Here is an 18,033-nt window from a genome sequence, read left to right as displayed (position 1 = left end):
ACAGCGGCAGAGGGGGTCCTGTCACTCCCCCGGCTGGACAGGGCACGGCCGGTGAAAGCGGGCATTCTTAGCGTTGCAGTGGCTCAGCTGGTGTTGGGGCATGTCGTTTACATAAGTGCCCGTGATGCCGCCGAGGGCCGGCTCGATGTCCTGGTCCACAACGCAGGCATCGGCCGCACAACTCGGCATCCGGAAAGTCGACGCCCGTCTAGTCCAGCTCTTCGAACACATCACTCAGCACCGCACCCCCTGGCTGCCACGGCGGCCAGGCAATGACCAGGGGCTCAACTGAGACGGAACGGGCCCAGCCGGCATCCTCTTCCGAATCCGGGGGCACGCCCGGGGAGACCACATGGCGCTGGGTCCGGTGTTCCAGCAGCCCCGCCACAATCCGGTGCGCCACGCTGCCGACGTCCACCTCCATGCCGATCAGGTCGTCCGGAACCGGGCGAAGGTCATACACCCTGTCCTCGTCCCAGGGTGCCAGTCCGCGCCGCACCCGGCCGCGGTTCCACCGATCCCAGGTGGAGCGCCGGACGGCGCCGTGCACCAGGCGCTGCAGCCCCGGACCGCCGCCGTTCCGAAGATCCGCGAAGGCGGCGTCCGTGGCCGCTCCAACTGCAATGTGGTCCGGGTGCCCGGTGATCCCGTCGGGGCCGAAGGTGGCGACGACGTCGGGCCTCTCCTGCGCCAGGATGCCGCCTATCCGTTCCACCAGTTCCGCGAAGGGAACCTGCGCCACTGCGCCGTCGTCGTAGTCCAGCCACTCGTGGCGGTCCGGCGGCCTGCCGTGCGCCGTCCATGCGGCTTCCATTTCCCGCCGCCGGATCCGCCCGAGCGGTTCGTTGACCGGCGGGTAGGACGGATCTATCTGCCCGGCGCCGCCGTCGGTCGCGTGGACCAGGATGAAGCGGAACCCCGGATCGTCTTCGTGCAGCGCCACTGTTCCCGCCAGTCCGTAGGCGTCGTCGTCGGGATGGGCGACAACGAGGGCAAGGACATGCGATCCGGTCATTTCCGGCACCTCCCGCGGCAGAGGGCTCTGCCACCGTTCCAGCGTAGGACGAGGGGCAGGCAAGAGGAACCTGCTGCTCTTTCGGGTATTTTCCCGCGGCATTCGTTACGGTGCATGAGCGATAACCGGGACCAACTGTGAATGGTACGACGGCGACCCCGAGCCTCGGCTTGCCTGTCCCGACTGCTCATGGACGGGACTATTCGGTGACTGGGAACTGGGGAGTTGCATGGCCATGGCGTCCTTCGCGGTCATCATTGATACCGGCACCGGCGGGTATTCACCCGAACTCGTTACGACCCTGCTCGAAGCCCTCCGTACAGACCTCGGCGGACGCTGGGTGTACATCAATAAGTACATTTAAACCGGGCCCCCGGAACGGGCGGCGTCCGCCCGCCGCTGGAGCTAGGCTGACATGCCATGGAGTGGTTCAGCGCCGAAGGATATGAATTCGCCCGCCAGATCCTGCAGCGCGGCATTGCCGCCGTGTACCTGATCGCGTTCCTCTCAGCGGCGGCCCAGTTCCCGGCGTTGCTGGGCGAAAACGGCCTGCTTCCGGCACCTCAGTTCCTGACCCGGATCAAGGGCCGGGGCATCCCTACCCTCTTCCACTGGCACTACTCGGACCGGTTCCTGCTCGCCGTGGCGTGGGCCGGCGCCGCCGTCTCCGCGCTGCTGGTGGCGGGAGTGCCGCAGTCCGGGCCGTGGTGGCTGCCGATGGCAGCTTTCCTATTTATCTGGGGGCTGTACCTGTCCGTGGTGAACATCGGGCAGACGTTCTACGGGTTCGGCTGGGAATCGCTGCTGCTGGAGGCGGGGTTCCTGGCTGCGTTCCTGGGCTCCGACGACGTCGCGGTTCCGGTCGCGGTGCTGTGGGCCTTCCGCTGGCTGGTGTTCCGGCTCGAATTCGGTGCCGGCCTGATCAAGATGCGAGGCGACAGGGTGTGGCGGGATCTCACCGCCCTGTACTACCACCACGAAACCCAGCCGATGCCGAACCCGGCCAGCTGGTTCTTCCACCACCTGCCAAAGCCACTGCACCGGATGGAGGTGCTGGGCAACCACTTCGCCCAGCTGGTGGTGCCGTTCTTCCTGTTCTTCCCGCAGCCGGTGGCTTCGATTGCCGCGGCGGTGGTGATTGTTACCCAGTTCTGGCTCGTCCTTTCGGGGAACTTCGCCTGGCTGAACGTGCTGACCATCCTGCTCGCGTGCACGGCGATCAGCGATTCGGCCGTGCAGGCGGTGCTCCCGGAGGCACAGCTCGCCGCACCGGATCCGGAGGCGACCCCTGCGGCGTTCGCCGTCGTCGTCGGCGCCGCAACCCTGGCGGTGCTGTACTGGGCGTGGGCACCGCTGAAGAACCTGGTCCGCCGCGACCAGCTGATGAATGCCAGCTTCAACCGATGGCACCTCTCCAATGCCTACGGTGCGTTCGGCAGCATTACGCGGCACCGGGACGAGGTGGTCATCGAGGGCACCAACGATCCGCCGGGGCCGGACGCCCGCTGGCTGGAGTACGAGTTCAAGGGCAAGCCCGGGGACCCGCGACGGATGCCGCGCCAGTTTGCGCCCTACCACCTGCGCTTGGACTGGCTGATGTGGTTCCTGGGCCTGGGCGCCTCGGGTGCCTGGTTCCCGGTGCTGCTGCGCAAGCTGCTCGCCGCCGACCGGCGGACCCTGCGCCTGCTGCGCAGGGACCCGTTCGACGGCGAGCCGCCCCGCTGGATCCGTGCCCGGGTCTACCGCTACCGCTATTCCACGCCGGCGGAGCTGCGCCGCGAACGGGTCTGGTGGGTGCGGGAGCCCCGCGGATTCCTGGTGGACCCCGTTGGGGGTCCGGGCACGAGGCCGGGCCGGTCCTAGGCGGTTGCCTTGGTGACCACGTTGTGCGTGGCGTGGTCATACAGGAAAGTCAGCGGACCGCCGGCATGCCACAGCTCGATGTTGCCGCCGTCGCGGTGTGCGTCGAACCCGTAGTTCTCGTCCCACGAACCGTTCAGTGCGACCTTGTAGGTGTACGTGCCTTCGGGCAGGTCCACCGTGAGCTTCCACAGTTCGTCGTGGCGGTCGAAGGTGAACTGCGCTCCGGCCGGATTCCAGTCCTCGGTACCGAGTGCCGCGCCGAAATCGCCGGCGAGGGCCACGGACTCCGGCTGCGGGAAGGACGGCTCCGGGATGTCGGTCTCCGGGTGCGAGCCGTGCTGCTCGGCCGGAGCGGAAGGGACGGCGACGGCGTCGCGCAGGACCTCTTCCACTACTTCCTCAGCCGGGGAAGCGGCTTCGGCCGCAGCTACCGGCTTTCCGCTGAGGGCGGCGGACAGGTGCGCCGGTTCCGGGAAGTCCTTCAGGGCCCGGCGGCCCTCGTTGGTGATGCTCCAGCCGGCGCGGGCTTCCTTGAGGATCCAGCCCGCCTTGACGAGCTTGGTGGTGGCGTTCACCAGGGCACGCTCGCCGCGGGTGGTGCCGCTGGCCAGGGCCTCCGCTTCGCGTCCTGCGAGCGGTACACGGTCCAGGGCGGCACCGAGTACCTTTGCCCTGCTGACCTTGCCGGTAGCTGACGGGTCCTCTGCTGCGAGGATCTCAAGGACCGCCTGCAGCCGCAGCGCAGTGTTTTCAACGGTGTCTGAGCCCAATGGAATTCCTTTGTTACGAATGTAGATAGCCGCTCCGGTTAAGCCGGCTCACCGCCATCAACACTATCCCCGCCAGCCGCAGGGACGAAGCGACGCGGCCCTAGTGTTGCGCAACTCTCCCCCGCAGCGCGGTGAAATCCCCGTCCACGAGGGGCGCGTAGCCGGCGTAGGCCGCCAGCACGGCGTCCAGCACCTGGGCCATGTCCAGACCCGGTGCGAGGTCCCGGGCGGCTCCGGCGGTGCGCGGGTCCCAGTCCAGCCCGAGCTCGGCGTAACAGTCGGTCAACACCCGGCGCAGCGGTACGGCGTTGTCCACCACCAGCACCGAGGAAAACAGCCAGCCGCCGGCAATCACCCGTTGGGCCGTGCCCACCAGTTTGATCCGCTCCCCGCCGGGAGCCTCGCCGGAGACAGTGAACTCCCCGGGGCAGTACTCCCCCGGGATCTCGCCTACACCGGCGGTCAGCCCGACCTTGCGGAACGCGCCGGCCAGCAGCTCGCCGAAGTCCGCGAACCGGCGTCTCGAGCCGGCGAGGGCATCTGCGTCCGGCTCCACATGATCCAGGACCAGGCAGCCCTCGTGGTAGGCGGCGGCCCGGCCGCCGGCCTTGCGGACCAGAGGCTCGAATCCTTGCCGGCGGCTGGCCGCCTGCGCCGCGGCGAAGCCGGGCAGCTTGGCGTCGCGCTGCCCCAGGGCCACCGTGGGGCGGGGACGGTAAATCCGCAGGGACGGGCCGAGCTCCCCGCCGCGGACGGCCTCGAGCATGGCGAGCGCAAAATCGAGGTCGGCGGCCGCGCCCAGGGATTCCTCCTGCCGGAACACTTCCAAGGCGGCGGGCACCGCCTACGCTCCGCCGAGCGGCCGGACGGTCAGGATCTGCTCGCTGCGTCCAAACGGTCCCTGCAGGTCATGCAGGACCGTCGAAGTCAGGCCGATGCCGTCGGCACCGAAAGTCACCCGGGTATCCAGGCCCAGCCATTCCCCCCGGGGCTCGCGGTGCAGGTGCAGCTGCAGGTCCACGTTCGGGAACATGTAGCTGTCCCCGCCCGGGGGCACGCGGGTGGAAATACCGTTGGCGGTGTCTGCCATGCCCACGAGGCGGACCAGGTCCGACGTCGGCGTGCCCTCCACCATTTCATGCGGGGTGCGCAGCCACGCCCGGCCGCGGCCCGGACGCAGCCCCGGCAGCGCCCGCTTCTCCAGGGATTCAATAAACGCCCCGGGCCACTCGGTCATGCCTTCATGGGTGCCCGCCTCTGCCGGACCGGGCATGGCGTCGTCTTCCAGCGCAGCCACCTCGGCCGTCGGGCCGCGGGCGAGGCGCCAGGCGGTGGCGCGCACGGCGGTGCGGCCCTCAACCACCATCTCGGCCTGCACCAGTTCAATGGTCCGTCCGGGGCGCAGGACGGAGGTTTTCACCTCGAAGGCGGTGCGCGGGATCAACCCGAAAATGTCGTAGCTGATCCGGGCCATGCGCAGCTCGGGGCGTGGACGGAACTGCTCCAGGCAGTGGGCCAGCAGGCCGGAAATGGGGGCCATGTGCTGCTCCTGCGGATTCCAGGCCCCCTGGGTGTGAATGGTTGCCTCATAGGCGTCGTTGCCCAGCGAGCGGTAATACGATTCAGCCACGTGCTTGCTTCTCCCTGCCGTTCCGGAATTGGCTTTCAGGCTACCCCAGCACCGCCCGACGGCTGGCCCCGCAACGTAACGGGGAGCACACTGGCCCGATGGAATATACGCATCTCGGCCGCTCCGGCCTGTCCGTGTCCCGCCTGTGCCTGGGCACCATGAACTTCGGACCCAAAACCGACGAGGCGGACGCCCACGCCATCATGGACTCCGCCCGGGAAACCGGCATCAATTTCTTCGACACCGCGAACGTCTACGGCTGGGGTGAGCGTAAGGGCTGGACCGAGCAGATCATCGGACGCTGGTTCACAAAAGGCGGCGGGCGGCGCGAGGACACCGTCCTCGCCACCAAGCTCTACGGCTCCATGAGCGAACGCCCCAATGATACCTACCTCTCGGCCTTGAACATCCGGCGCGCCCTGGACGCCAGCCTGAAGCGGCTGCAGACCGATTACATCGACCTCTACCAGTTCCACCACGTTGACCGGAACACGCCGTGGGAGGAGATCTGGCAGGCCATGGAGGTGGCGGTGGCGCAGGGCAAGATCATTTACAACGGCAGCAGCAACTTCGCCGGCTGGCACATTGCCCGGGCGCAGGAAAACGCCCGCCGGCGGAACTTCGCAGGGCTGGTAAGCGAGCAGAGCATCTACAACCTGATCAACCGGTCCGTGGAACTGGAAGTCCTTCCCGCGGCGCAGCAGTACGGGCTCGGAATCCTGCCGTGGTCACCGCTGCAGGGAGGCCTGCTGGGCGGGATCCTGGCGAAGGAGGCCGACGGCGGCGGACGGCGTGCCGAGGGCAGGGTGCGGAACCTGCTGGAGAAACACGAGGAGCAGATCCGGCAGTACGAGGCCCTGGCCGCGGAACTGGACATCCTGCCCGGCGTCCTGGCACTGGCCTGGCTGCTGCACCAGCCGGCGGTGACGGCGCCGCTGGTGGGTCCGCGCACCCAGGAGCAGCTGGACGAGGCCCTCCTCGCCCTGGACGTCACCCTTGATTCACGGACGCTGGACCGGCTGGACGAAATCTTTCCCGGGCACTCGCCGGCGCCGGAGGACTACGCCTGGTGAACCACGTGGCTTCCTAAAGCGTCAGGCGCTCGCAGGCTCGATCAGTTCCGGCCCGTTGTTGCGCACCGAGTTGACCTCGCGGGACACCACCCGCGGGGTCAGCGTGGGTTCGGGCACGGCGTCCAGCAGCTGGGCCACATCGGCGCCGTCCGTCAGCTTCGGGTCCAGCCAGTCCGTGTAGAGGTCCGGCGGAATGATCAGCGGGGTGCGGTCGTGGATGTGGCCCAGCGCGTCCGTGGCTTTCGTGGTGATGATGGTGACGCTCAGCAGCCATTTGTGTTCGTGGTCCTCCGGCAGCGCCGGGTCCGGCCAGAATTCATACAGGCCGGCGAACGCCAGCGGATCCTGTTTCCCGGAGTACAGGTAGGTGGGGATCTTCCCGTCCGCGGACTTTTCCCACTCGTAGTAGCCGTCCGCCGGCACCAGGGCTCGGCGCTTCACGGCCGCTTTGCGGAACGCCGGTTTCTCCAAAATGGTTTCCCGCCGGGCGTTGATCATCCGGGATCCGATCTTGGGATCCTTGGCCCAGACCGGAACCAGCCCCCATTTAGCCGTCGCCAGCCGCCGCACCGGTGCTTCATTGGAGAACCGCTCGGTGACGATCCGCACGTCGTCCGTGGGCGCGACGTTCCAGGACGGCAGCACGTCCGGTCCCACCGTTTGCTCGACGGCGAACGCCGAGACCAGGTCCGACGTCGCCCTTGCCATTACGTACCGTCCGCACATGGCACCTATTGTGCACCATGGACCGGCCGCCGGCAGGAGCAGGCCAAGGACCAGGGCCGGTTACCCCCTTTCGAACATATGTTCTATTTTTAAGAGTATGAACCAGGACGCCGCCGAGCGGCTGGCGGCCCGCTATGCACGGCGGGCCGAGCCGATCAGCCTTACCCCGGAAGAGCTGGACTTCGAGCACAATCCGGTCACCACGTCGGTGCCCGGGGTGCCCGTCTGGGCCTGGATCCGATTCCCCGGCGCTGCCGAGCGTGTGAAGGGCGAAGCCTGCAGCTGGTCCTCCCGGGCGGTACAGGTGCTCTGGGAGGACGCCGGCCTGCGCCGGGCCACCTGGGTGTGGGCCTCGGCCGTCACCCGCCGGACCAACAACTCACGCAAAGAAACCCTGGGCGACCGCACCGCCCGGGACGCCGGGTGAAGTCAGCTAACCCGGAAGGCTGCGGACATATTCCAGTGCCTCCCGGGTGAGTGCCGTCCATTGACGTGCCGTGGCCCCCGGGTCCGCGGCGGACGGCACCTCGACCCATTCCCGCATGGTGCGCTTACCCATGGTGACCGGCCCTGCGGCGCCTGCAGCAATGAGCTCCTGGGCACGGGCGTTCGGCAGCTTCACGATCAGGTAGTCGCCGGAACCGAGGAAGGCCACGATCTTGGATCCGGTACGCAGCCCCGGGCTGCGGAACATGGTGCCCACGGTCAGTGGACCAAGTTCTTCGGCGATGGCGTGCAGGAGATCCAGTGCTTCCTGAGACGGCCGCATCTACCCTCCCTGGACTGTCCGGCTGGTCAGAACTGGCTGAAGTCCGCCGTCGCCGGATCGGCACCGATCCGGCGTCCACCCTCCAGCCCGTCCAGGAGGTCCAGTTCCTCCTGTGTCAGTTCCAGACCGACGGCGGCCAGGTTTTCCCGCATCCGTGCCGAGTCGGACGATTTGGGAATGACGATCCTTCCCGAACCCAGGTGCCAGGCCAGCACCACCTGCGCTGCCGTGGCTGCGTACTTCTCTGCGAGCGCCGCCACTTCCGCCCCGGCCAGCTCCCTGCCCTGCCCCAGTGGACTGTAGGCCTCGACGGCGATGCCGCGGGAAATGGTGTCGGCGGCGAGCGCCGCCTGCTGGAACCCGGGATGCAGCTCTATCTGGTTCACGGCCGGCAGGACCTGGCTCTGCTCGTACAGGGCATCCAGATGGTCGGCGAGGAAGTTGGAGACCCCGATGGCGCGCATATAGCCGTCCCGGTACAGGGCCTCGAGTTCCTTCCACGCCTGCACGAACATCCCCTGCGAGGGCACCGGCCAATGGATCAGGTAGAGGTCGACGACGTCGAGGTTCAGCGCTCGCCGGCTGTCCAGGAACGCTGCCCGTGCCCTCCCCTGGTCTCCGTTGCGCAGCTTGGTGGTCACGAAGATCTCGGACCGCGGAATGCCGGATGAGGCGATGGCCGCCCCCACCCCGGCCTCGTTGCCGTACGCGGCGGCGGTGTCGATATGCCGGTAACCGGCAGCCAGGGCATCCTCCACCACTTCCTGCGTCCGGTCAGCCGGGACCTGGAAGACGCCGAACCCCAATTGCGGAATCCGTACGGAGTTGCCGAGCGTCAGTTCCGGGACAACGGGGCGGGGACTCTCTGTCATGGCGGTGCCTTTCCTGCCGTGCGGTCATCTAGGCTGGGTGCAGTTCGGAGCCGGGCACCTCCACCTAAGCCCGGCTCCTGCCCCCAGTCAAGGACACCCGTAAGGAAACCCGCAATGACGCATCCCGCGGCTCTTGATCTGCTTTTCATCGGCGGCACCGGCGTGATCAGTGCCGCCGCCGTCGCACACGCTTCCAGCCTCGGGCATCGGGTGACCGTGCTGAACCGGGGCGTGTCCGCGCAGCGTCCGGTGCCGGCCGGCGTCGAGGTCCTGTCAGCCGATGTCCGGGACACAGGTGCCGTTCGGGACGCCCTGGGCAGCCGGACGTTCGACGCCGTGGCGGACTTCCTGTCCTTCACCGCCGAGCATGTGGCAGCGGCGGTGGAACTGCACCGCGGCCGGACCGGGCAGTATGTGTTCATCAGCTCGGCCTCGGCCTACCAGAAGCCGCCCGCGCGGCTGCCGGTGCGGGAGTCGACGCCGCTGCGCAACCCGTTCTGGCAGTACTCCCGGGACAAGATCGCCGGGGAGGACGTCCTGGTGCAGGCCTACCGGAGCGAGGGCTTTCCGGGGACGGTTGTGCGCCCCTCGCACACCTACGACGCCACGATGGTCCCCCTGTCCGGGCACTGGACGGACATCCACCGGATGCGCGCCGGGCTGCCGGTAGTGGTGCACGGTGACGGCACGTCCTTGTGGACGCTGACGCACAGCCGGGATTTCGCGAAGGCCTTCGTGGGCCTCCTGGGCCGGCCCGCCGCCGTCGGCGAAAGCTACACCATCACATCCGACGAGTTCCTGCCCTGGGACGCCGTTTACCGTTCCCTGGCGGCTGCCGCCGGTGTCCCCGACCCGCTCCTCGTCCATGTGCCCTCGGAGACCATCGCAGCACTGGACCCGGGGCGGGGCCCCGGCCTGCTGGGCGACAAGAGCCATTCGGTCATCTTCGACAACAGCAAGATCAAGTCCCTGGTGCCGGATTACCAGGCGGTGATTCCGTTTTCCGAAGGTGCCCGCGAAATCATCCAGTGGCACGATGCCCATCCTCGGGAACAGGTCCTGGACACAGCCTGGATGGAAGCCAGCGACCGGCTCGCGCGCTGGGCACGGGCAGGCGCCTAAGCAAATCCGTCCGGGGCGGGCGGGTCTGAGGCTTCTGTTTCCGGCGGCTGTTAGAGTGCAGACAGCAGGTATATCCGGATGATTGCGGCGATCGCCGCCGGAGTTGAAGCTGAATCTCGACGCCCCGTCCGGATGGCTTCGAAAAAACGTTGGAGGAAACCATGTCAGGTAACGGTCCCGGCCAGGGAAACAACCACGGAAACCGGTGGTCCGACGAGTGGGACGAGCAATACGCCTCCCCCAAGAAACCCGAACCTACCGCCCCCGCGGCAGGCCAGCAGCCTCAGCACTCCCAGCCGCAGAATCCCCAGGGATACGGGCAGCAGGCACCTCACTATCCCTCACCCGGCTACTCGAACCAGCCCGGCCAGGGATATCCCGGCCAGGGCTACCCGAACCAGGCCCAGGGGTATCCCGTCCAGGGTTACCCGTCCGCCGGCCACCAGCAGGCCCAGGGCTACGGCCATGCCCAGTTCGGCCATGCACCGCAGGGCCCGGGTTACCGGCCCCAGAAATCCCGCGTCGCCGCCGGACTGCTCGGAATTTTCCTCGGCGGATTCGGCGTCCACCGCTTCTACCTGGGCAACAACAGCGTGGGCATCGCGCAGCTTGTCCTGACCTGTTTCACGGGCATGGGAGCCGTCTGGGGCTTCGTCGAAGGCCTGATGATTCTCTGCAACGCCCGGTCCTTCCGCACCGACGCGCACGGGATCCCGCTCAAGTAACGAACAGCAGTCCGGTGCTAGGCTGAGGGTTCGAAAGTATGTTCTAGAAATGTCCCCGTTCTAGAAATATCCCTCAGGAGGCCTCGGCATGGCGGTGTTCTCAGCAGACCGTTCCCGCCGCCCCGCTCCGCCGTCGGAGTCCGACGCCGCGACTGCCGCAGGGTTTCCCAGTCCGGCCCGGGACTATTTTGATGGCCGGATTGACCTCAACCGGCACCTGATCCGGGACCCCACCTCTACCTACGTGGTGCGGGTGGAAGGTGATTCCATGGCGGGCACCGGTATCTGCAACGGGGATGAACTGATTGTGGACCGTTCGCTCACGCCGCGCGACGGCGCCGTCGTCGTCGCCGTGGTGGACGGAGAACTTACGGTCCGGCGGCTGCTGCTCGGCGGGCAGCGGATCGTGCTGCGTGCCGAAAGCCCCGGGTATCCGGACATCCTCGTGGCGGAGCCGTCGGAACTGTCCGTGTGGGGCGTTGCGACCCGCTGCCTGCACCATGTCTGAGCCGTCCGCGCCGCCGGCAGCCGCCCAGCGGATCGCGCTGGTGGATGTCAACAGCTTCTATGTATCCTGCGAGCGCGCGTTCGACCCCAAACTGGCAGGGGTGCCGGTGGTGGTGCTGTCCAACAACGACGGCTGCGTGGTGGCACGCTCGGATGAGGCGAAGGCGCTGGGCATCAAGACCGGCACGCCGTGGTTCAAGCTCGCCGAATCCGCGCCGCGCGTGGGCCTGATCCAGCGCTCGAGCAACTACGAGCTCTACGGAGATCTCAGTTCCCGTGTGATGGAACTGCTGGGGCGTTACGCGCTGTGGCAGGAGGTGTACTCGATCGATGAGTCCTTCCTCGGACTGGCCGGCACGCCGCGCGATCTGGAAGCACAGGGGGCAACGATCCGCACCGCCGTCGCCCGCCACACGGGCCTGCCTGTCTGCGTGGGTATCGGCACCACCAAGACCCTGGCGAAGTTCGCCAACCGGATCGCCAAACAGAACCGTCACCTGCAGGGCGTCTGCAACCTCGAGACCATGGACCCGGCCGCCGTGGAAGCCATCATGTCCCGGGTGCCCGTCACCGGCCTCTGGGGCGTGGGGTCCCGGCTGGGCACGAAGCTGGATGCGATGGGGATCTCCACCGTCGCGGATCTGCGCGCCGCCGATCCGGCGCTGATCCGCCGGAAATTCTCCGTCACCCTGCAGCGCACCGTGCTGGAGCTCAACGGCACCGCCTGCATCCTGCACGAGGACGAGCGTGCGGACCGAAAGCAGCTGATCTTCTCCCGGAGCTTCTCGACGCCGGTCACTACCGCTGCCGAGATGCGCCAGGTCATGAGCATCTACGCCCAGCAGGCAGCCGCTCGGCTGGAGCGCGAGGGACAGCAGGCCAGCATCCTCACCGCTTATGCCGGCACGTCGCACTTCAGCGAGCGGGCGGCGTCGTTCCCCTCCGCCACGGTGCGGCTGCACGCCCCGACGGCGGATCCCGTGGTCCTCAGCCGGGCCGCCGTCGGCGCCCTTGAGTCCCAGGTGGTCGAGGGCGTGCCCTACACCAAGGCCGGGGTGATGCTCAGCGGGCTGGAGTCCGCCGGCGCGCAGCCGCTGTTCGAGGAGTTCGTCTCCGCCCAGGAACGGCGGAACCTGGGCGAACTGCTGGGAAAGGTCACGGACAAGTACGGTGCGGCGAGTATCGGGCTCGGATTGGCGGGGATGTCCACGGCGACGCCGGAATGGACCATGTCGCGCAGGTATTCCTCGCCGCGGTACACCACCGAGTGGAGCGAACTGCCGGTGGTCAAGGCGGTATAGCGGCAGCCGGTCAGTAGTTCGGGGCGGCCGGAAGGCCGAGAAACTCCTCCAGCGTCACCCCGGAGTCGTAGACTCCGCCGGCAACGTCTGGCCCCACGTAACGCAGGTGCCAGGGCTCGTAGGCATACCCGGTGATGTGTTCCGCCCCGGCCGGATAACGGAGGAGGAAGCCGTACCGGTGGGCGTTCGCAGCGGTCCAGGATCCGGCTGCCGTTCCTTCGAAACAGGTTTCCAGCGCGCACAGGCCGTCCGGGTTGCCGATGTCCACGGCGAGGCCGGTCTCATGCTCGCTGTAGCCGGGCCGGGCGGAGAGCGAATCGGCTCCCTCCTGCCCGTACCTCTCCGTGTAGGACGTGTGCAGCCGGGACTGTTCTTCCCGTGACCGGTAGCCGCTGACGGGAGAAACGGCGACGCCGTCCGCCGATGCGTCTGCGACCATGCGGGCATAGGCTTCAGCCGCTTCGGCGCGCAGCAGCAGCCCACCCGCATCAACTAGATCTGCGGGCACGTAGTCCGCCGCGAGGGGACGGTGCTTGTTGATCACGAGCGTGAAACTGTCCGGCGGCTCGGCTTCGGGGGCAGCCGCCGCGTCCACGGCCGGCTCATTGGAAAGGTGCGCAAACACGGCGAGCGACACTACCAGGCTCAAACACAGCAGGCCGGCTATGGACGCACATGTCCTCAGGTACAGGTACCGCATTGTTCCCCTACCCATCCTTCGTCCGGCACGGCGCCCTCGCCATTTCGCGCCATCCTCGCACGTGCGGTGCAACGCGGGCGGCACCGGCACGCCCGTGCCGACCTCCCCCACTGATGGAATGGGCGGCGGCCCGTCCGCACAGGAACGGTTAGCGTGGAGGCATGAGTTATGCGTACGACGTCGAGATCCTGCACCTGCTTGTCTCGCCCGCACACGCCTACTTCGGGCGTGCCAAGGACGGGCCGGCCGACGTCGTCACCGCCGATGCGGACCAGGCCGAGGTGGTGGCCGGCAAGGGGATTGTCGGGGACCGGTTCTTCGGCAAGGCCGCCCACATGGATGCGGCCGTGACCCTGTTCGCCGTGGAGTCGTTGGAGGCCATCGCCGCGGAGCTTGGGGCCGATCCCTTTGACCCGCTGCTGGCCCGCCGGAACGTGGTGCTCCGCGGTGCCGAGCTGATCCCACTGCTGGGGCAGGACTTTGTTCTCGAATCGGCGCAGGGCCGGGTGGAATTCCACGGCGGCCGGCAGGCCCACCCGTGCGCCTGGATGGATCGGGTCCTGGCGCCCGGTGCGCACAAGGCGATGCGCGGACGGGGCGGGCTGCGCTGCCGGCCGCTGAGCAGCGGGACGCTTCACCGCGGACCGGCCCTACTCATCAGCCCGGTGCCGCTGGACCCGGGCCGGGCTGCCGTCCCCTCGTTGCTGAGGCCGGGCAGGCTTCCCTAACGGACGCGCAGGAGAACCCGTGCCGTGGCTCGGATCTGCGCGTCCGTTTCCACCGCGGTTTGTGCCATGCGTCGCCGTCGCCTAGCATCGCCCGAGGACGCCGGAAGAGGCGGCACCGATTCACCTGGTATTGCGCTCCGGGGGGGGAGATCGTGAATATCCGCATATCCGCCCTTCGCTGTGCCGCAGCTTCCGCAGCTCTGGGCGCTCTGGTGTCGCTTTCCGCCTGCAGCGCTTCGTCCAGCAGCCCGGATCCGGAGACCACGTCGTCGGCAGCCCCCCCCCCCCCCCGGGACGTACTGCTCGAGATGCTCCGGGTCACTGATGAGCTCTCCCGCCTCCAGGGCGGAGCGTGGGAGCACGAAGGCGGCAAGCCGTTTGATGTGAACCGCACCGCCGGTTTCCGGGGAGCGTTGACCTGCGATGATGAGGTTTCCCGGAGCTTCAGTACCCAGATTCTCTGTCCGGGAGTGTCCGATCCGGAAGAAGCAACAACGGCTGCCGCCGAGCACTTCGCCTCGCAGGGTTTCAAGGAGACCAACAAGTTCGAGAGCAGCGTGGATGGCAACCGCTACGTTGTCCAGACGCTCAGCCGTGCCGACGGGGCATATATGGTCTACCAGCCTGGAACCGGCCACAGCGCTATCGAAGCAGGCAGCAGCTGCTCAACGCATCCGGGCATGACAGAACGGACCACGTGAGCCAGGCCCGCGGTTGGGATTGTCGGGGACCGGTTCTTCGCCATGGCCGCCCACGTGGATGCGGCCGTGACCCTATTCGCTGGGGAGTCGTTGGAGGCCATCGCCGCGGAGCTGGGTGCCGGTCCCTTTGACCCGCTGCTGGCGCGCCGGAACGTGGTGCTCCGCGGCGCCGAACTGTCGCCGCTGCTGGGACAGGACTTTGTCCTCGCGGGCGGCCTGCGGTCCCCTCGTTGCTGAGGCCGGGCAGGCTCCCCTGACCTGCGGCGCATGGGCAGTTCTCCCCATAGACGGTTCCGCTTTTCCCCGTTATCTTTCTGGACATGGGGGAAAACTGGAATATACAGGTCACGGGAGTGTTGTCGCTGCTCCATGACAGCGAAAGCCTGATCGCCGAATGCGAACCGGCCAAAGACAATGCCCAAAAAGCACTCAACGCATTGGAAACGGCGCTGGCGCATTGTCCGGAACTGGCAGACGCCGTTGACCACCTGCGTTTCGAGATTATCGCCAATGACATGAGTGACGTTCTTGTCCGGTGCAACAACGCTGTGCAGGCAACCAGGGAGAGCGTCAACGCATACGTTGCGGGTGACCGGGACATGGCGGACCTGGCCCACAAAGCCGCTTCGCTGGCGGTGTCCGTACCGGAGGCCCCCGGAATATCCGGCGGCGGGCATCGGATGGTGAAGTAGGGATGGGCTACCTTTACATTGACCTCTCAGCCACCCAAACCCTTCCTGATCCCGTGGTACTCCAGGAACAGGCCCCCCTCCTGTCCGCTGCCGGCGAGGCATTCCATGCACAGGTTTCGGATGCGGCAGATAAGTGGCGGGTGCTGGGCGGCCTCTATGAAACGCCGCAGAGTTCCCTGGTCCTCAACGCCATGGCAGCACCGGCATGGCAGGCCCAGGCACTGACGGCCAGCACAGCTGCCGCGGCCCGGACCATCAGCGACTTTGCGGAGTCCGTTCAGAACATACGGACCACCAGAACGGACCTGCAGATCGAAATCAACGCTGCCGAGAATGACCTCGTGTCCCTGCTCGGCAGCGAGGAAGACCCGACCGGCGGCAGTTTCGAGAACGCCCTCTTCAATTACCAAACGGACTTCAGCAAACGTGCCGATGCCTTGGCGACTACCTATGAAGAGGCCCGAGCCGCTTGCCTGGCGGGGTTGTCAGGGATTGGCCGTGTCTCCTCCGACACGTCCTCGTACTATGCCTCGGGCACCCTAGATCTGGTCAGCCACGATGTGGAACGCCTGCACCGGCGTGCGGTCTCGGCCGGAGCCACTCCGGAGGATGTGCAGCACTATTACGATGCCCTCGCTGCCATGGACCCCGCCGATTATGCGGATTATGCCCAGGACTACCCAGAGGCAGCCGTTTATCCTCCCCGTATCGGTCTGGCGGCGGACCAGCAGGCTGCGTTCTGGCAATCCCTGACGCCCGATCAGCAGGAGGCGCTCGCGCAGGCTCTGCCCTCCGTCGTCGGAAATACGGAGGGGGTTCCCTATGGCCTCCGAGCGGCGGCAAATGCCGCCGTCCTGGCCTTGGTAATGAAGCCCTCGTGGCGGGCAACCGATGCCCAGCGCGAAGCGTACAAGAACATTGAGGCGTCGTTGGGGGACCGAAATACGAAGGATCCTTCCGGACGCCACCTGATCGCTTTTGATCCTGCCGACCCGCCCCTCGCCGCCGTGGCCATCGGGAACATGGATACGGCAACTAATGTGACGGTCAACGTGTCCGGGATGGACAGCTCCACGCAGGATATGGAAGGCGCCGTGTGGGCGGCCGACAGCATCCATACGGCGCAGGGGCAATTCTTGTCTGATCATGCAGTGGTGGCATGGATTGGGTACGATTCTCCGGGAGCGCTGCCTTCCACGGAAGTCTTTTATTCAGACGAGGCGCGGGTGGGCGGGGCCAAACTCGCCACCGTGATAGACGGGCTGTACTACACCCGGAGCTCAGATATCCCGTCGGTCAGCATAACTGCACACTCGTACGGCACCACAACTGCCGCCTATGCGCTGAGCCAGACAACCCACACGGTCGATTCGGCGGTCTTTTACGGCTCTGCAGGCATCGACCCAGAAGCTGCACGTACGGCTGCTGATCTGAATGCCCGGGAAGTCTATGCCACCCAGGGCAGCGCCGACATCATAGCCCCGGGAGGCATTTTGGGGTCAGATCTGGGGGATCCACGGATAAGCCCCACTTCGGAGTCCTTTGGGGCGAAGGTGTTCAGCTCCGAGGAACTGGACGTCGAGGGTGAACACCGCGGCGCCAACGGCGGACACAGCATGCGTGGAACAGATGAAAACGCCGCCGCCTGGGAAACAGAGCCGGGTGGGGGCTATCTTGACTCCAAGACCTCGAGCATCTGGCAAATTGCCGCGGCCAGCACCGGCAACGGTTCTTCCGTCGATCTCATTCCCGAGTCCCTCACTGATTCCCGGGTCGAAGCGGCCAAGGAGAGAGCCGAGGACATCTATTACGGTCCGGGAAGGGTCGTCGACGATATTCAGGTGTTTGGAGACCACGCCGCCGATACGCTTCAGGAGGGGCATAATAGGGCGGCGGAGATCATGCAGGAAAGACTGCTTGAGGTGTCAGACGTTCTGCAAGAGCATTATCTGCCTGACTTCGGGCCTTATGAGAATCCGCTGGATCCTTTGGTGGATGAGAAGCAACGTGAAGCTGTGGAAATCGCCGAAGCTGCCCGGGAGCAACATAACCAAATCGTGGACCACGGCCAGCATATGGTTGAGGACATTGTGGACACCCAGCAGAAAGAGGCGGATGAATACTTCAAGAGGCAGTTACAGGTCCTGGAATTCCGCGCGGGGAAACTCGTTGAGATTTTCCGTGACTAGCGTCGGATTAATTGCCCTGCTCACCCTGACTTCATGCGCCCAAGGAGCCTCTGTGCCGAATTCCTCTTCCTCCCCTGCGGACCCGTCATCCATGGCCTCAGCGACGGCCTCAGCCCGGCCGGCGGCAGCGATATTCGAAGACTTCATCGGTCTGTCCGCCTCAGTTGTCGATGCCACCGGCACTGCCGGCTGGTCCTACCAGGACGGTTCCCCGTGGGACCCTGAGGCCCCCAGTATCGCTTTCTTCCCGACGCCCTGCCCGCAGTCCAACAAGGGCCGCTTTATGCAGTTTGAACTGGTGGGTCCCATCCCGTCGAACCCGCGCGAGTCCCGGGAACGGATGAAGGAATATATGAAATCCCAGGGGTACGCTGTCACTCGAAGCATTGATCCTCCTGCAGGAGTCGGGCCGAAGAGGACCTACTTAGTCAGCGCTGAACTGCCCGATGGCAGCATAATCAACTACGGTGCAAATGACGAAGAGCAGCTCCTGGATCTGGCCAGTGAGTGCTCGGACCATCCCAGCCTCGAGGGAGAGGTCAACGCCCGGACGAAGTAGGACTGGCCCCGGGCCAAGTCTCATTCACGGGGGTCTGTATGTCCGTTTTCTGGCCGGGAGTCATTATCGGCTCACTCATTATTGCCGGGTG

The 18,033-nt window shown here is 66.5% G+C and carries 21 protein-coding genes and 1 pseudogene; 14 read left to right on the top strand and 8 right to left on the bottom strand.

The window, feature by feature from the left end:
- Window positions 1-208: 208 nt before the first annotated feature.
- Window positions 209-1,015, bottom strand: a complete 807-nt coding sequence (locus LOC56_RS07870; RefSeq protein ID WP_229951729.1) for a PIG-L deacetylase family protein — start codon at window positions 1,013-1,015, stop codon at window positions 209-211.
- Between the two features lie 229 nt (window positions 1,016-1,244).
- Between LOC56_RS07870 and LOC56_RS16175 the strand changes: the two genes are divergently transcribed.
- Both LOC56_RS16175 and LOC56_RS07865 read left to right on the top strand, forming a co-directional pair.
- On the top strand, window positions 1,245-1,379 hold the full coding sequence (locus tag LOC56_RS16175; protein WP_269437955.1) for a hypothetical protein: 135 nt from the start codon (window positions 1,245-1,247) through the stop codon (window positions 1,377-1,379).
- A gap of 56 nt (window positions 1,380-1,435) precedes the next feature.
- Window positions 1,436-2,878, top strand: a complete 1,443-nt coding sequence (locus LOC56_RS07865) for a lipase maturation factor family protein (protein ID WP_229951728.1) — start codon at window positions 1,436-1,438, stop codon at window positions 2,876-2,878.
- Here the strand turns inward: LOC56_RS07865 and LOC56_RS07860 are convergent.
- From LOC56_RS07860 to LOC56_RS07850, 3 genes are all read right to left on the bottom strand, one after another.
- Window positions 2,875-3,648: a pullulanase X25 domain-containing protein gene (locus tag LOC56_RS07860; protein WP_229951727.1), complete on the bottom strand. Its 774-nt coding sequence runs from the start codon at window positions 3,646-3,648 to the stop codon at window positions 2,875-2,877. The genes LOC56_RS07865 and LOC56_RS07860 overlap by 4 nt on opposite strands.
- Before the next feature lie 100 nt (window positions 3,649-3,748).
- Window positions 3,749-4,489: a lipoate--protein ligase family protein gene (locus tag LOC56_RS07855; protein WP_229951726.1), complete on the bottom strand. Its 741-nt coding sequence runs from the start codon at window positions 4,487-4,489 to the stop codon at window positions 3,749-3,751.
- Window positions 4,490-4,492: 3 nt separating this feature from the next.
- Window positions 4,493-5,278 (bottom strand): thioesterase family protein, encoded by a 786-nt coding sequence (locus LOC56_RS07850; RefSeq protein WP_229951725.1) that lies wholly within the window; start codon window positions 5,276-5,278, stop codon window positions 4,493-4,495.
- 98 nt (window positions 5,279-5,376) lie between these two features.
- Between LOC56_RS07850 and LOC56_RS07845 the strand changes: the two genes are divergently transcribed.
- Window positions 5,377-6,351, top strand: a complete 975-nt coding sequence (locus LOC56_RS07845; protein WP_229951724.1) for an aldo/keto reductase — start codon at window positions 5,377-5,379, stop codon at window positions 6,349-6,351.
- Between the two features lie 21 nt (window positions 6,352-6,372).
- Here LOC56_RS07845 and LOC56_RS07840 read toward each other — a convergent pair whose 3' ends face one another.
- The gene (locus LOC56_RS07840; protein ID WP_227921180.1) at window positions 6,373-7,077 is read right to left on the bottom strand and encodes an SOS response-associated peptidase; all 705 of its coding nucleotides are present in this window, start codon (window positions 7,075-7,077) and stop codon (window positions 6,373-6,375) included.
- 97 nt (window positions 7,078-7,174) lie between these two features.
- On the opposite strand from LOC56_RS07840, the gene LOC56_RS07835 reads away from it, so the two are divergent.
- Window positions 7,175-7,504, top strand: a complete 330-nt coding sequence (locus LOC56_RS07835; protein WP_229951722.1) for a hypothetical protein — start codon at window positions 7,175-7,177, stop codon at window positions 7,502-7,504.
- A 6-nt stretch (window positions 7,505-7,510) separates the two neighbouring features.
- On the opposite strand, the gene LOC56_RS07830 is transcribed toward LOC56_RS07835, so the two are convergent.
- Together LOC56_RS07830 and LOC56_RS07825 are read right to left on the bottom strand one after the other, a co-directional pair.
- Window positions 7,511-7,846, bottom strand: a complete 336-nt coding sequence (locus LOC56_RS07830; RefSeq protein WP_229951721.1) for a TfoX/Sxy family protein — start codon at window positions 7,844-7,846, stop codon at window positions 7,511-7,513.
- 26 nt (window positions 7,847-7,872) lie between these two features.
- Window positions 7,873-8,718 carry an aldo/keto reductase gene (locus LOC56_RS07825; protein ID WP_229951720.1) on the bottom strand — a complete coding sequence of 282 codons (846 nt, stop codon included), beginning with the start codon at window positions 8,716-8,718 and terminating at the stop codon, window positions 7,873-7,875.
- Window positions 8,719-8,832: 114 nt separating this feature from the next.
- Here LOC56_RS07825 and LOC56_RS07820 point away from each other — a divergent pair, with 114 nt between their 5' ends.
- From LOC56_RS07820 to LOC56_RS07805, 4 genes are all read left to right on the top strand, one after another.
- Window positions 8,833-9,840, top strand: a complete 1,008-nt coding sequence (locus LOC56_RS07820) for an NAD-dependent epimerase/dehydratase family protein (RefSeq protein ID WP_229951719.1) — start codon at window positions 8,833-8,835, stop codon at window positions 9,838-9,840.
- 161 nt (window positions 9,841-10,001) lie between these two features.
- Window positions 10,002-10,565, top strand: coding sequence for a TM2 domain-containing protein (locus LOC56_RS07815; protein WP_229951718.1), 564 nt, complete (start codon window positions 10,002-10,004; stop codon window positions 10,563-10,565).
- An 88-nt stretch (window positions 10,566-10,653) separates the two neighbouring features.
- Window positions 10,654-11,073, top strand: a complete 420-nt coding sequence (locus LOC56_RS07810; RefSeq protein WP_229951717.1) for a LexA family protein — start codon at window positions 10,654-10,656, stop codon at window positions 11,071-11,073.
- Window positions 11,066-12,373, top strand: a complete 1,308-nt coding sequence (locus LOC56_RS07805; protein ID WP_229951716.1) for a Y-family DNA polymerase — start codon at window positions 11,066-11,068, stop codon at window positions 12,371-12,373. The genes LOC56_RS07810 and LOC56_RS07805 overlap by 8 nt, the downstream gene beginning before the upstream one ends.
- A 10-nt stretch (window positions 12,374-12,383) precedes the next feature.
- Here LOC56_RS07805 and LOC56_RS16170 read toward each other — a convergent pair whose 3' ends face one another.
- Window positions 12,384-12,998, bottom strand: a complete 615-nt coding sequence (locus LOC56_RS16170; RefSeq protein ID WP_229951715.1) for a M15 family metallopeptidase — start codon at window positions 12,996-12,998, stop codon at window positions 12,384-12,386.
- Between the two features lie 236 nt (window positions 12,999-13,234).
- On the opposite strand from LOC56_RS16170, the gene LOC56_RS07795 reads away from it, so the two are divergent.
- The 6 genes and pseudogenes from LOC56_RS07795 (at window position 13,235) to LOC56_RS07770 (ending at window position 17,942) form a co-directional block, all read left to right on the top strand.
- Window positions 13,235-13,801 (top strand): MOSC domain-containing protein, encoded by a 567-nt coding sequence (locus LOC56_RS07795; protein WP_229951714.1) that lies wholly within the window; start codon window positions 13,235-13,237, stop codon window positions 13,799-13,801.
- A 308-nt stretch (window positions 13,802-14,109) separates the two neighbouring features.
- A complete protein-coding gene (locus LOC56_RS07790; protein WP_229951713.1) occupies window positions 14,110-14,502 on the top strand; it encodes a hypothetical protein in 393 nt (130 codons plus the stop codon).
- Window positions 14,503-14,517: 15 nt separating this feature from the next.
- Window positions 14,518-14,718, top strand: a pseudogene (locus LOC56_RS07785) (molybdenum cofactor biosysynthesis protein); the annotation flags it as partial.
- A gap of 104 nt (window positions 14,719-14,822) precedes the next feature.
- Window positions 14,823-15,194 (top strand): DUF6507 family protein, encoded by a 372-nt coding sequence (locus LOC56_RS07780; RefSeq protein WP_229951712.1) that lies wholly within the window; start codon window positions 14,823-14,825, stop codon window positions 15,192-15,194.
- A gap of 140 nt (window positions 15,195-15,334) precedes the next feature.
- Entirely contained in the window at window positions 15,335-17,383 is a 2,049-nt protein-coding gene (locus LOC56_RS07775; protein ID WP_229951711.1) for an alpha/beta hydrolase, read from the top strand.
- 52 nt (window positions 17,384-17,435) lie between these two features.
- Window positions 17,436-17,942, top strand: coding sequence for a hypothetical protein (locus LOC56_RS07770; protein ID WP_229951710.1), 507 nt, complete (start codon window positions 17,436-17,438; stop codon window positions 17,940-17,942).
- Window positions 17,943-18,033: the final 91 nt, after the last annotated feature.

The organism is Arthrobacter sp. zg-Y179, from assembly GCF_020907345.1.
Classification (GTDB): domain Bacteria; phylum Actinomycetota; class Actinomycetes; order Actinomycetales; family Micrococcaceae; genus Arthrobacter_B; species Arthrobacter_B jinronghuae.
Note: the sequence above shows the minus strand (reverse complement) of the source record. Positions and strands in the feature narration are given on the sequence as shown.